At 58.7% G+C, this 13,722-nt stretch carries 11 protein-coding genes; 5 read left to right on the plus strand and 6 right to left on the minus strand.

Annotation, left to right across the window (positions count from 1 at the left end):
• Positions 1–15: 15 nt before the first annotated feature.
• The 4 genes from AC6CHO_RS09675 to AC6CHO_RS09690 all read left to right on the plus strand — a co-directional run bounded on the left by AC6CHO_RS09675 (position 16) and on the right by AC6CHO_RS09690 (position 5,893).
• Complete coding sequence (locus tag AC6CHO_RS09675) at positions 16–2,592, plus strand: SpaA isopeptide-forming pilin-related protein (protein ID WP_498214817.1); 2,577 nt, start codon at positions 16–18, stop codon at positions 2,590–2,592.
• 88 nt (positions 2,593–2,680) lie between these two features.
• Positions 2,681–4,087 carry a SpaH/EbpB family LPXTG-anchored major pilin gene (locus AC6CHO_RS09680; RefSeq protein ID WP_498214818.1) on the plus strand — a complete coding sequence of 469 codons (1,407 nt, stop codon included), beginning with the start codon at positions 2,681–2,683 and terminating at the stop codon, positions 4,085–4,087.
• 147 nt (positions 4,088–4,234) lie between these two features.
• Complete coding sequence (locus AC6CHO_RS09685) at positions 4,235–5,137, plus strand: class C sortase (RefSeq protein WP_498214819.1); 903 nt, start codon at positions 4,235–4,237, stop codon at positions 5,135–5,137.
• 267 nt (positions 5,138–5,404) lie between these two features.
• A complete protein-coding gene (locus tag AC6CHO_RS09690; RefSeq protein ID WP_498214820.1) occupies positions 5,405–5,893 on the plus strand; it encodes a sunset domain-containing protein in 489 nt (162 codons plus the stop codon).
• A 194-nt stretch (positions 5,894–6,087) separates the two neighbouring features.
• Here the strand turns inward: AC6CHO_RS09690 and ilvC are convergent, their stop codons facing one another.
• From ilvC to ilvD, 4 genes are all read right to left on the minus strand, one after another.
• The gene (gene ilvC, locus AC6CHO_RS09695) at positions 6,088–7,119 is read right to left on the minus strand and encodes a ketol-acid reductoisomerase (RefSeq protein ID WP_498214821.1); all 1,032 of its coding nucleotides are present in this window, start codon (positions 7,117–7,119) and stop codon (positions 6,088–6,090) included.
• A gap of 104 nt (positions 7,120–7,223) precedes the next feature.
• Positions 7,224–7,742 carry an acetolactate synthase small subunit gene (gene ilvN, locus AC6CHO_RS09700; RefSeq protein WP_498214822.1) on the minus strand — a complete coding sequence of 173 codons (519 nt, stop codon included), beginning with the start codon at positions 7,740–7,742 and terminating at the stop codon, positions 7,224–7,226.
• A gap of 3 nt (positions 7,743–7,745) precedes the next feature.
• Positions 7,746–9,629, minus strand: a complete 1,884-nt coding sequence (locus tag AC6CHO_RS09705) for an acetolactate synthase large subunit (RefSeq protein ID WP_498214823.1) — start codon at positions 9,627–9,629, stop codon at positions 7,746–7,748.
• Positions 9,630–9,917: 288 nt separating this feature from the next.
• A complete protein-coding gene (ilvD, locus tag AC6CHO_RS09710) occupies positions 9,918–11,621 on the minus strand; it encodes a dihydroxy-acid dehydratase (RefSeq protein WP_498214824.1) in 1,704 nt (567 codons plus the stop codon).
• A gap of 117 nt (positions 11,622–11,738) precedes the next feature.
• Here ilvD and AC6CHO_RS09715 point away from each other — a divergent pair, with 117 nt between their 5' ends.
• Positions 11,739–12,200: a hypothetical protein gene (locus AC6CHO_RS09715; protein WP_146274961.1), complete on the plus strand. Its 462-nt coding sequence runs from the start codon at positions 11,739–11,741 to the stop codon at positions 12,198–12,200.
• 114 nt (positions 12,201–12,314) lie between these two features.
• Here the strand turns inward: AC6CHO_RS09715 and idi are convergent, their stop codons facing one another.
• Together idi and AC6CHO_RS09725 are read right to left on the minus strand one after the other, a co-directional pair.
• Positions 12,315–12,833: an isopentenyl-diphosphate Delta-isomerase gene (gene idi, locus AC6CHO_RS09720; protein ID WP_146278125.1), complete on the minus strand. Its 519-nt coding sequence runs from the start codon at positions 12,831–12,833 to the stop codon at positions 12,315–12,317.
• A gap of 25 nt (positions 12,834–12,858) precedes the next feature.
• Positions 12,859–13,722: a prenyltransferase gene (locus AC6CHO_RS09725; RefSeq protein ID WP_498214825.1), complete on the minus strand. Its 864-nt coding sequence runs from the start codon at positions 13,720–13,722 to the stop codon at positions 12,859–12,861.

Here is a 13,722-nt window from a genome sequence, read left to right on the forward strand (position 1 = left end):
AATCCTGACCCGACGTTGGCCACGACCGTACTGGTCGAGCCGTCGGTGACGCCATCTGCAACCACTAAAAGCGAAAAGACAGTGACCCGCGTCGAGATCACGAAAGAATCCTCGACCCAAGCCCCCAGCGCGACCGCTGCAGCTTCACCGAGCGCCTCAGCAACGGCTGAACCCAGCGAATCTGCGACGGTCCAAGAGAAGCAATTGAGCGCCGGTGCGGCAGCGGCAACATGCAGCGACCCGCAATTCGGCAATTCAGTCATCGGAAATTTTGAAATCGATGGAAATCTTTGCTCGAACCTTGTAGATGACTGGACCACAACGCTTTCGGGGCCCACTGCCAATGATGGGGTTTCTGACAATACGCAATTCACCAACGGTGTCAGCGAAGGAGACTGGCCATGGAGCGCAAGCCAAACCAGTGGCGTCAACACCGCAGGTGACAAGTCCGATGTGCACAATGTCTACGCTTTGCAGCGTACCGTGGGCAATCAGGTCTATGCATACCTCGGCTTCGAACGCGCCACAGGCAATGGCACTGCGCAGCTGGTCGTGGAGCTCAATGCCCTGGGCAATTCGCCTAGCACGTCTCCCTCCCCGCAGCGAAGCACCGGCGACCTGCGGCTTCTGGTCAACCAGAATGGGCAAAATGATCTGGTGCTGACTCGCGCCGATGTCTGGACATCCACTGGAACAACCAGCGGAACCTGGAATGCACTGCCGAATCTGGCCGGATTCACCGGCAAGGCGAACAACGGCATCATCAAGAATTTCAATGGAACAGCCAATCTTGAAAAAGGCCTCTTTGCGGAATTTGCGCTGAATTTGACCACGCTGTTCGGCGAAGCGGATTGCAGTGGAAATTACGGGACACTGAACATCCGCTCCAGTGCTTCTGGCGACACCTCCGCCCTCAAGGATTGGGTCATGCCGATCTCTCTGGCCATCCCGAGCACCTGTTCAAGCGTTGTTGTTGACAAGGCGTGGGTCATCGACGGGCACAGCTACGAAAACGGCAAGCAACCGGAGGGATTCGACGCAACGCTGGAACTCACCGGGCAGAACGCGGCACAATTTGGCACTGAGTATTCCAAGAAGAGCGACAACACGCGCTATCAGGCGGGGCAGACTATTACAGTTGCCGAGGCTGATGTTCAAGTCCCCCAAGGATGCGATTACGAGGCATCCGGGGATCTCGGGCAACATGCTCTTGCCGTTGGCAAGAACAGCTACTTGGTGACAAATACCGTGACCTGCACGCAACTGACATTGGTCAAGAAAGTCATTGGCAACGCCGCGGCTGATAGCTGGACGCTGAAGGCCACAGGTCCCACTGCACTGGCAGGCAGTTCCGGAAGCGACACGGTAACAGAAGCCCCGGTTTCGCCCGGCGACTACACCTTGTCGGAGTCCGATGGTGCACCCGGCTACCAGCTCACCAATATCGACTGCGGAAGTTCTCATCCTGTTTCGGAGGCCCACGGTGTGAGCATCGCTGCGGGAGACAAGGTCACGTGCACCTTCACCAATACTGCCGAAGTCGCACTGACCGTGACCAAGACATGGATAGTCAACGGCGAGGAATACGCAAACGGGGACCAGCCCGTTGGCAAAGCGCAGCTCAGCGTTGATGGGGCCGAGAAGGAATTCGGCACGGAGATCAACGGCTACCTCGTCGGCGACGACGTGGTTATCGAGGAAACCGTCTCAGATCTTCCGGACTTGTGTTCCGTCCTGACCTCCATCGACGGGGTCGAGACCGACCAAGCAACGCACACTATGACGGTTACGCCAGATCCAAACGTCGTTGACGTCGTCAATACGGTGGACTGCGTGCAGCAGCTGACACTGGTCAAGGAGCTGGATAATGACGACTTCTCCGGCACCTCGCAGGTCTCTGATTGGACGCTAACTGCAACCAATACCGCAGACCCTGCCGTCACAGCTACCGGCATGACAGGCCAACCGGCCATCACCGAAGCGCAGCTTCCTGCCGGAAGCTATGCACTGGCCGAGTCCGGGCCCGCCGGGTATGAGGCAGGCGCGTGGAACTGCACCGGAACTGGTGAGCAAACAGGAGAAACCATTTCATTGGAACTGGGCCAACAAGCCACCTGCACCATCGTCAACACGGCCAAGCCAGGTTCCGTGACGTGGACCAAAACCGACACACAGGATCGCCTTCTGGCCGGTGCCACGTGGACACTCACCGGCCCGGCTGGCGAAGACTCGCAGTCAGTGGAAATCACTGACTGCACCGAGGACCCCTGCACGGGAGCAGACCGGGACGCAGCTGCCGGCAAGTTCACCATCGAGAACTTGGCCTGGGGCGATTACACCCTGGCCGAATTGCTGGCACCTCCTGGTTACCAGCGAGATGACACCATCCATGAATTCACTGTTCAAGGCACGGCATTGCAGGTTGAACTTGCTGCCGTAGTCAATGAGCAGCAGGTTGGTCCAGTTCTACCGCTCACCGGCGGTTTCGGACGTGACCACGTTTATCTTCTAGGCGCAGCGATCCTGATCTTGGGGTTGAGCGTACTAGGAGGCAGGTTCTGGAAGACTCGGCGCGATCGCATGATCCGCTAGTTGAACGAACCGCCGCATAAGCCGCGGTACCGGTATTAATTGGGGGCCGGTACCGCAATCATTCGCATTTCATTTATGAGGAGTAATTGTGTTCAGCGAACAACGACTCGGCAAGTTGATTGCCGGAGCAAGCGCGCTAGCGCTGGCTGGGGCGGGGTTATTGGGGGCCACCGCCGCTGCTGCCGACGATGCACCGGGCATTGATTCGGGCATGACCGGTTCCATAAGCATCCACAAGTCCTCGGCTACGCCGGGCGAGGCGGGCGATGGCAATGAAATCACTCCAGATCCAGGCCTGGACAAGGAACTGGCCGGGGTTGAGTTCACCTTGCAGCAGGTACTGCATGATGGATCACCCATTGATTTGAGCACCGCTGAAGGCTGGGAACTCTCGGAGGCAGTGACGTCTACCGGAAGCGCGCCATCGCTTCCCTCCGCTGAATACACGCTGGGAGCAAGCACAGCGACGACAACGGACGCCTCGGGGGTGGCCACATTCTCCGGCTTGAATTTGGGACTGTACCTGGTCACCGAAACCAAGTCCGGCGACAACTTGATCAGCCAGAAACATGATCCGTTCTGGGTAACTGTTCCATATCCTAATGAGGATGGGTCGTGGAACTACAACGTTCACGTGTATCCAAAGAACCTGCTTAATGAAATCAACCTGAGCAAGACGGTGGACGACACCGCTCAGCTGCTGGGCGACAACGTCACGTGGACGCTGGAAACGACTGTTCCCGCTTCTGATCTTCCTTACGAGTCATTCACCCTCACCGACGTGCTGCCTGGGCAATTGACCTTCGTCTCCTGGGGCGCGCTTTCGCTCAACGGCGCACCACTGGATGCGGCCGATTATGAAATCTCGGCTGACAATACGGAGATCTCGTTGACCGGTTCCGGACTGGCAAAGCTTGATAGTGCAGGGGAAGCCACCTTCACCATCAGCATGGTTACCACGGTCAATGCCATCCCCGAGGACGGGAAGGTCGTCAACGAGGCGAGCCTGACCATCAACGGGACTACGGTCAAGGATCCTGCCAACACCAACTTGGGCACCATCAAGCTCATCAAGACGGATGAAGGCGACCAGATTCTGGCCGGCGCAAAGTTAGAGCTCTACGCCGAGGCACCCGTAGATGGTGAACCGACTGGTGATCCGATCGCCACTGCCACGACCAACGACAGCGGCGAAATCATCTGGCAGGTCCACGTGGGTATCGATGATGATCTCACCGAAACCTATTGGGTGCGGGAGACTGTTGCTCCGGCAGGATTTGTTCTTCCTGCTAATCCGTGGTCCGAGGTCCCCGCGGTGGATGCAGGTGCCACCGCCGAGCTGACAATATCCAACCACAAGGCCGATGGACCGGATCTTCCACTGACCGGTGCACAAGGTACCTTGCTATTCACCTTGGCAGGTATCGGCCTCATGGCTGTAGCCGGTGGTGCCGTTCTGGTACAGCGGCGAGCACGCCAGCGCCGCGCTGAGTAAGCGAAGACCAGCAAATTTATGCTGACAGGCCGCAGAAGTGGGAGGACGGGGATTAACCGTTCCCCCGCTTCTGCGGTTTAACTCCCTGCAAAAAGCTTGCCAAGTTCGCCATGATCTCTGTCTACACCTGAGAAAGAGGAGCATTCCATGTCCGCAGTGGACCAGAAGGACACGAACACCTCGAAGGCTCCCCGGGGCTGGAAGGTGCCTGTAGCGACCTTGGCTATTGCGAGCGTATTTCTTCTTGGCGCGCTGACACTGCTTTATCCATCCACTGCCAGTTGGTTTGCCCAGTACAACCAGTCCAAGACCATTGGCATGATCTCCTCCGAAATATCACAAGATGAACCGGATCGCTTGCAGGCAGAGCTGGACAAGGCACATGAGTACAACCAGCAACTTGTCGGAGGTGCCCTGCTCTCCCCCGCTAGCAATGTACCGACCAGCGACGGGCGCCAAGGCAATAGCCAGTCCTACGATCAGCTGCTCAAAGTATCTGATGACGGCCTGATGGGACGCTTGAGAATTCCAGCGATCACCGTGGACTTGCCCATCTACCACGGCACCGATGCCGCAACCTTGGAGCGCGGAGTCGGGCATCTCGAAGGAACAGCTTTACCCGTGGGCGGCATCTCCCAGCATTCGGTGCTCACAGCACACCGCGGCCTTCCAGATGCAACGCTGTTCAATGACCTTCCAAAGTTGAAAATCGGAGATACCTTCACCATTGAAGTGCTCGGAGAAGTGCTCTCCTATCAAGTGATCGAAACCCAAACTGTGCTCCCGGATGAAACCAAATCCTTGGTTCCCCAATACGGGAAAGACCTCGCTACGCTGGTAACTTGCACCCCGCTGGGCATCAATTCCCATCGAATGCTCGTCACAGCCGAACGCATTCTGCCCACGCCGATTGAAGATCTCAACGCCCTGGGCAAGGCACCGGACATTCCCGGTTTCCCCTGGTGGTCGGTGATTGCCGGGGCCGCGGTGCTGGCAGCCGCAGCCTGGGTCTATTTCGCCGGACGCAATCCTAGTGTGAAGCGGCCATGAGCATTCATGATGCGAATAAATCTTGGCAGAGCTCGCTTTTTCCATTTCTCCGGTGGCGTGATATTCACGAGTGAAGAATTGATCCTTCCGTATTAGAATCAATACTGGAACATTCAAGTTCTTCACTCGTACTCTGAATCATGAGGAAAAATGACAAACATTGTTAGGCGCTCGCTTGCTGTTATCGCAGCCTGCGCTCTCGCTTTTTCAGGTGTCGCGGTAGCATCGGCAACACCGCTACCGGCGTCAGCACCGAGCATCGGTATCGTGGCAGCAAAAAAGTCTGCACCGGTCACCATCAAGAAAATCAGTAACAAGACCGTCAAGGGCAATGCCAAGGCAACTATCAAGCCAAGCTACGCCAAGGCCAAGAACGTCAAGATCAAATCAGCTTTCTTGACAGTCACCAAGGGCAAGAAGACCGTTGCCAAGAATAAGAAGTCGGTCAAGATAGCTGCGGGGACTTACAAGGTCAAGACCACCGTAAAGTACCAGCTCAAGGGCAAAACTTCAACGGTATCTAAGACCCAGACCTTGACCGTGAAAAAGGCAGCTGCCAAGCGCTCGGTCAAGATGAACGGAAAGTCCTACAGTTGCCCTTCCGGATTCCCGGTCAAGGGAAACCGCACCGGCAGCCAGAAGGAATGGAAGTACCATGTGCCTGGCGGAGCCTACTACAACCGCACCAAGCCTGAAGAGTGCTTCAAAACCACTTCTGATGCTCGCAAGGCCGGCTACCGCGCATCGATGCGCTAGCCACATTGGCGGAGTCCGCTAACACCAATATTGCGCAAGAAAGCATGTCTGGTTTGTCCCCAAGCTTCGGAGGCAAAACAGGCATGCTTTTCGTATTACACGGTCGCAACGAAAAGGTCCGGTTCCCTATCCCCAAATGGGGATAGGGAACCGGACCTTTTGTCAGCTACCGCAAGTCGCGCGAGCGCCTGGGCTTAGCGGGCGACGGAGCCGTCCACGTAGTCATCCGAGGATGCATCGGAGATCCAGGAGAACAGCGAGCGCAGTTCGCGGCCGGTGGTCTCGATCGGGTGGGATTCGCCCTTGGCACGCAGTGCCTTGAACTCCGGAGCGCCAGCCTTCTGGTCTTCCATGAAGCGGTTGGCGAAAGCGCCGGACTGGATGTCAGCCAGGACAGCCTTCATGTTTTCCTTCACCTCAGGGGTGATCACGCGTGGGCCGGAAACGTAGTCGCCGTACTCAGCGGTGTCCGAGATGGACCAGCGCTGCTTGGCGATGCCGCCTTCCCACATCAGGTCAACGATCAGCTTCAGCTCGTGCAGCACCTCGAAGTAGGCGATTTCTGGCTTGTAGCCAGCTTCGGTCAGAACTTCGAAGCCGTACTGGACCAGCTGCGAGGTACCGCCGCAGAGCACAGCTTGCTCGCCGAACAGGTCGGTTTCGGTCTCTTCGGTGAAGGTGGTCTCGATAACGCCGGCACGGGTGCCGCCGATGCCTGCTGCGTAGGACAGGGCCAGTTCCTTGGCGCCGCCGGTGAAGTTCTGCTCCACGGCGATCAGGTCAGGGATGCCGCGGCCGGCTTCGAATTCGCGGCGCACGGTGTGGCCTGGAGCCTTAGGGGCAACCAGGGCAACGTCAACGTTGGCTGGCGGCTGGATGAAGCCGAAGCGGATGTTGAAGCCGTGGCCGAAGAACAGGGCGTTGCCCTCTTCCAGGTGCTCGGCGATCGACTCGGTGTATACCTGGGCCTGGACCTGGTCCGGGGTCAGGATCATGATGACGTCGGCCCAGGCAGCAGCCTCGGCAACGGTGGCGACCTTCAGGCCCTCGGCCTCGGCCTTGGCGCGGGACTTGGAGCCCTCGGCCAGGCCTACAACAACCTCGACACCCGAGTCGCGCAGGCTCAGCGCGTGCGCGTGGCCCTGGGAACCGTACCCAATGACGGCTACCTTCTTGCCCTGGATGATCGAGAGGTCTGCGTCGTCTTCGTAATACAGATCAGCCACTGTAGTTCTCCTTATTTGTGCTCTGGCTTTTTAGCTCATTTTCTAAGCTAGGTGCCAAGTATCTAAAATTTGTAGTTCGTGTCCGTAGAAGTCTTCTGCGCGCCCTAGGCGCTCAGGATCTTCAATGCGCGGTCGCTCATGGACTTGGCGCCGCGGCCTACCGCAAGGGTGCCCGACTGGACGATTTCGCGAATGCCGAAGGGCTCCAGCACTGCCAGGAGCGCGTCGATCTTCGCTGCATTGCCGGTGGCCTCGACCACCAGCGAGTCCGTGGACACATCGATGACGGAGGCACGGAAGAGTTCCGCAGCCTGGGTCACCTGCAGGCGGGTCGCCGCGTCGGCGCGCACCTTGATCATGATGTGGTCGCGCTGCACCGAGGTTTCCGGAAGCAGCTCGACAATCTTGATGACGTTGATCAGCTTGTTCAGCTGCTTGGTCACCTGCTCCAGGGAATCCCCCTCGGCGTCGACCACCACGGTCATGCGGCTGATGCCGTCAATTTCCGTGGGGCCCACAGCCAGCGAGTGGATGTTGAAGGCACGGCGGGCGAAGAGGCTGGCTACTCGGGTGAGTACACCGGGAACGTCTTCAACCAGTACCGACAGAGTGTGCTTTGCCATGTTCTAGTCCTCCTCTTCCCATTCCGGGGTCATGCCCCTGGCGATCTGGATCTGGTCGTTGCTCACGCCCGATGGAACCATCGGCCACACCATCGAGTCGGCCGAGACGACAAAGTCGATCACCACGGGACGGTCATTGATTTCCAATGCCTTGGCAATGGTGGCGTCGATGTCCTCGTCGCGTTCGCAGCGCAGGCCCACACAACCGTAGGCATCGGCCAGCTTCACGAAGTCGGGAACGCGCGCGGTCCCGTGCCCGGTATTCAAATCCGTGTTCGAGTACCGGGAATCGTAGAACAGCGTCTGCCACTGGCGAACCATGCCCAGGGACGAGTTGTTGATCACCGCGACCTTGATGGGAATATTGTTGATCACGCAGGTGGCCAGTTCCTGGTTGGTCATCTGGAAGCAGCCGTCTCCGTCAATGGCCCAGACCACGCGATCCGGCTGTGCAACCTTGGCACCCATGGCCGCAGGGACCGAGTAGCCCATGGTGCCCAGCCCGGCGGAGTTCAGCCACGAGCGCGGGCGCTCGTACTTGACGAATTGGGCGGCCCACATCTGGTGCTGTCCCACGCCGGCAACGTACACGCCTTCTGGCCCGGTGAGCTCGCCAATGCGCTGGATGACGTGCTGTGGCGCCGAGAGCCCGTCCTGGGTCTCGGTGTAGCCGATCGGGTAGGTCTCGCGCAGGCGCTTGAGCAAGCCCCACCAGCTGGAAAGATCTTGCTGCGGCTCATTCTCGAAGCGCGTTGCGCAGGCTTCTTGCAGCTGCGGGATGATTTCATCCAGCGAGCCCACAATCGGCACGTCCGCCACGCGGTTCTTGGAGATTTCCGCAGGGTCGATATCTGCGTGGATCACCTTCGCGTTCGGGGCGAAGGAGGAAAGCACTCCGGTGACCCGGTCGTCGAAACGGGCACCGAGGGTGATCAGCAGGTCCGACTGCTGCAAGGCAGTCACTGCGGACACCGCACCGTGCATGCCGGGCATGCCCACGTGCTGTTCGTGCGAATCCGGGAAGGCACCGCGGGCGGTCAAGGTGGTGACCACTGGCGCGTTGATGTATTCCGCGAATTCCTTGAGCTGCTCGTGGGCGTTGGCCTTGATCACGCCACCACCGACATACAGCACCGGGCGGGTTGCCGCGGCGATCAGCTTGGCTGCTTCTCGCAGCTGCTTGTTGTGGCCGCGGGTCACCACGCGGTAGCCGGGCAGATCCACCTTGGGCGGCCAGGAGAAGGTCATCTCCGACTGCTGCGCGTCCTTGGTGATATCCACCAGCACCGGACCGGGGCGTCCGGTCTGTGCCAGGTAGAAGGCGCTGGCCAGGGTCTTGGGAATATCTTCCGCGTTGGTGACCAGGAAGGCGTGCTTGGTGATCGGCATCGTGATGCCGACAATGTCTGCTTCCTGGAATGCGTCAGAGCCGATAAAGGCGCTATTGACCTGACCGGTGATTGCCACCATTGGCACCGAGTCCATATTGGCATCGGCCAGTGCGGTGACGAGGTTGGTTGCGCCTGGTCCGGAAGTGGCGATGCATACGCCAACTTCCCCGCTCACCATGGCGAAACCCTGTGCGGCATGGCCTGCACCCTGTTCGTGGCGGACCAAGACGTGGTTGATCTTGGTCGAATCCATCAGTGGATCATAGGTGGGAAGGATGGCCCCACCTGGTAATCCGAAGACGTCTTTGACGCCCAGTTCTTCCAGCGAGCGGACGATGGCTTGTGAGCCCGTCATCTGTGTGGGAGCAACGATATTATTCGGACCCTGTACCGGGTTCGAAGCTTCCACGACGGAAGAGACAGCGGCGGCGGCATCCTTAGATCGATTGATTGACTTCGCAACCGACGCCGGATTGGCTGGTGTTGAGTTGCTCATCGGGATCCTTTCCATTTCTATCTCTTCGTTTGCGCATAAAAAACGCCCCGCGGCCGTCACTACTGACGAAAGGGGGCTTGCGCGTTACCGATGTTCTGTCCGCTTAGTGCGACAGCGTCTCAGGCTCCGCGCCTGATAACTAGTAGAACATCGAAGTTTGTTTGCATGTCTCTAGTTTTCTCTACCCAAGGATAAAGTTCAACTAGACACCCCGTTCATCTCATTATATGAGATGGATGTCCAATGAGTGGACGCATTTGGCGCCCACCCACCTGGACCACGGCTTCATTAGCCGCAATATGCGCCTGTCGAAGCCGAATTTACCAATTTTGCATACTTGGCCAAGACGCCCGAGGAGAACTTGGCGGGAAGCGGCTTCCAGCCAGCCTTTCGAGCTTCCAGCTCGGCAGGATCAACCAGCAGGTCGAAGCTGCGGGCGGAAATGTCCACGCGAATCCGGTCCCCATCGTGCACAAAGGCAATGGGCCCGCCGTCAACGGCTTCAGGAGCCACGTGCCCAATGCACAGCCCGGTAGTACCGCCAGAGAAGCGGCCATCGGTGAGCAGCAGCACGTCCTTGCCAAGGCCTGCGCCCTTGATGGCACCGGTAATGGCAAGCATTTCACGCATGCCAGGTCCGCCCTTGGGACCCTCGTAGCGAATGACGACGACATCGCCGGCCTGGATCTGCCCGGCATCCAGCGCTTCGAGGGCGCCTTGCTCCCGCTCGAAGACCCGCGCGGATCCCTCAAAGACATCCGCATCGAAGCCCGCGGATTTCACCACGGCCCCTTCCGGAGCCAAGGAACCGTGCAGCACCGTGACACCACCTGTTTTGTGGATGGGGTTATCCATGGCTCGAAGAATCTTGCCATCAGGATCCGGTGGCGCAATGCTGGCCAGATTTTCGGCGACAGTTTTTCCGGTGACCGTCAAGCAGTCGCCGTGAAGCAACCCTGCATCGAGCAACGCCTTCATCACTACCGGCACGCCGCCGACGCGATCCAGGTCGTTCATGACATAGCGGCCGAATGGCTTAAGGTCTGCCAGGTGCGGCACCTTGTCGCCGATCCGATTGAAGTCGCTCAGCGATAGGTCGACCTCGGCTTCCCGGGCAATGGCCAAGAGGTGCAGCACGGCGTTGGTTGAGCCACCAAAAGCCATGGTCACGGCGATGGCATTTTCAAAGGCCTCTTTGGTCATGATGTCGCGGGCGCGAATTCCCTTGCGCAGCATCTCCACCACGGCTTCGCCCGAGCGGTGCGCGAACATGTCGCGGCGCCGGTCAGCTGATGGTGGCGCGGCGGAACCTGGAAGGCTCATGCCCAGCGCCTCGCCGATGGATGCCATGGTGTTTGCGGTGTACATGCCGCCGCAGGCGCCTTCGCCCGGGCAGATGGCTCGCTCAATGGCATCGAGGTCTTTTTCGCTCATGCGTCCTGCGGCGCAAGCGCCGACCGCTTCGAAGGCGTCGATCAGCGTGACGTCTTTTTCCGTGCCGTCCTCCAGCTTCACCCATCCTGGCATGATGGAACCGGCATAGAGGAAGACCGACGAAAGGTTGAGCCGCGCGGCGGCCATGAGCATGCCCGGCAGCGACTTGTCGCAGCCCGCCAAGAGCACCGAGCCGTCCAGGCGTTCAGCCATCATGACCGTTTCAACCGAATCGGCGATGACTTCCCTGGAAACAAGCGAGAAGTGCATGCCCTCATGCCCCATGGAAATGCCATCGGATACCGAAATGGTTCCGAATTGCATCGGGAAACCTCCGCCAGCGTGGACGCCTTCTTTGGCTCCCTGCGCAAGGCGGTTCAACGAAAGATTACAAGGGGTGATTTCGTTCCACGAGCTGGCAATGCCAATTTGCGGTTTTGCGAAGTCATCATCGCCCATGCCGACAGCGCGCAACATGCCTCGCGCTGGAGCGGCGTGGATACCATCGGTGACCACACGGGAACGTGGTTTGATATCTGGCGTAGCATCCTGGCTCATAAATCTCATTCTAGTTGTCAATATGACCAATCGGATAACCTATGACGCAACCGTGACACATTTCGATAAATGATGTGACTGATCAAATTGTCCAAACTTATCGGTAGAGTAGGAGTCATGGACAACCGCCCAGACGAAAATCCAGCCGAGCAGGTCAAGGCCCGTCTCCACGAGGCCTTCGACTCGCAGATCCCTAATTTCGCCAGCTACAACCTCGTGGCTGGAACCGGAACTGCCGGTTCTGGAGGGCTCAAGGTCATCGGATATCGTCGCCAACCAGCAGAACTCATCATTGCCCCGGTCAACGCGAACGATTTGCGCGCGTCGGAAAACGCCATCAACATCAACAACACCAACGTGAACCAGCTCGCCGAGCTCAGCGATGGCGGCTACGAAGTTGCCACCTCAACTGGCAGGGTTTTCCGGTTCAGCATTCCAGAAAAGCTGAGCATCGATTACCACATCGATGATGCCGTCACCGTTGGCGCACAAGTTGACCAGGAATCCGATGCCCACGACTTTGCCGACTTCATGGACCACTTCATGAACACCATCGAAGGCACCGAGAACTTCGTATAGCCGCAAAGCCGGTGTTTCGCACCGGCCCTTCATGCAAAACGGTGGATGCCGCATGGCATCCACCGTTTTCCTATTCCTCCGCGCTATGCGCGCAGCCGGTCTGGCAGGTGTTCGCTACCGGGTCCGATACTGGGTCATTTCGCCGGCTTGCATGACCAGCCATGGGCTGAAGGCCCAAGGAGCTGATTGGACTGCTACAGCAAATTCCGCGGGATCAACCCAGCGGTAATCCATGACTTCGGCCGGATTAGCCGCGATGTCCCCATCGATCACGGCGGTGAAGACCGGACAGATCTCATTTTCAACGACGCCGGAGGCATCGACCGCGCGATAGCGGAAGTCCGGCAGCGCTACCTGGATATCCCGGATCTCCATGCCCAGTTCCCCGGCAGCATGCCGCCGGATCGCGGTTTCCATCTGCTCCCCCGGCTGGGGGTGGCCGCAGAAGGAATTAGTCCATACCCCGGGCCATGTCGCTTTTGACAGCGCCCTGCGCGTCATCAGCACCTGCCCCAAGGAATTCCTGACGTGGCAGGAGAACGCCTGGTGCAAAGGCGTATCCCTGTTATGCACTGTTTCCTTGGGCATGGCGCCAACTGGCTGGCCGTCTTCGGAAAGCAGGATGACATCCATCAAATCCTCGACTTCTCTTTGGTGGTTAGCGGGTGAATACAGCTGCGTAGATCAACAACATCGTCAGCAGGAATCCGCACAGGTAGTTGATCCACAGAAATCTCTTCCACGCCCGGTTAACCGTACCGGACGTCGAATCCTGCACCCCAAGATGCGGAAGCACATTAAGAATGTAGGCAATGGCGAGCAAGCCGGCCAACGAGCCGATTCCGCGTACTCCGAACAGGACCAGCAGCCCAGCGAGCAGATACGCGCCTGCCACCAAGTAGATCGTTCTCCGCGCGCCGAACGCTACCGCGATCGAGCCAAGCGAAGCTTCGCGGTCGGGAAGGATGTCCTGGATGGCGCCCAATGCATGGCTGGCCATGCCCCAGAGAAGGAAGGCGATGAACACCAGCCATTGGGTGGGGTGCACCGGCGCGCCCGCCAGCACCCAGCCGAAGATCGCCGGCGACACAAAATGGACGGCGCTGGTGACGGAGTCCAGTCCAGCGCGTTCCTTGAAACGCAGTACCGGAACGCTGTAGGCAAGCAACGCCGCAACCGACCCTGCCAGCACCGCAGTGGAGATGCCGCTTCCGGCAAAAGCCAAGACAACCAGGAACGGCACGGCCGTGACCGCGCTCGCCAGCAAGATCATCCGATGGCTGCGGCGGGCCAGCAGCGCGCCTTCAATGCCGCCCTTTCTCGGGTTGCGCAGGTCCGATTCATAGTCGAAGACGTCGTTGACCCCGTACATCACCAGGTTGTAGGGAAACAGGAAGAAGATGGTGCCAACGACAAATTTCCAATCCACCGATCCTCCGGCCAAGAGGTAGGCGGCGGCAAAGGGGTAGGCGGTGTTCACCCACGACACCGGCCGCGAGGTTGTGATGATTCCATGGAGCAT

The sequence above is a fragment of the Glutamicibacter sp. GQ173 genome, from assembly GCF_059759215.1.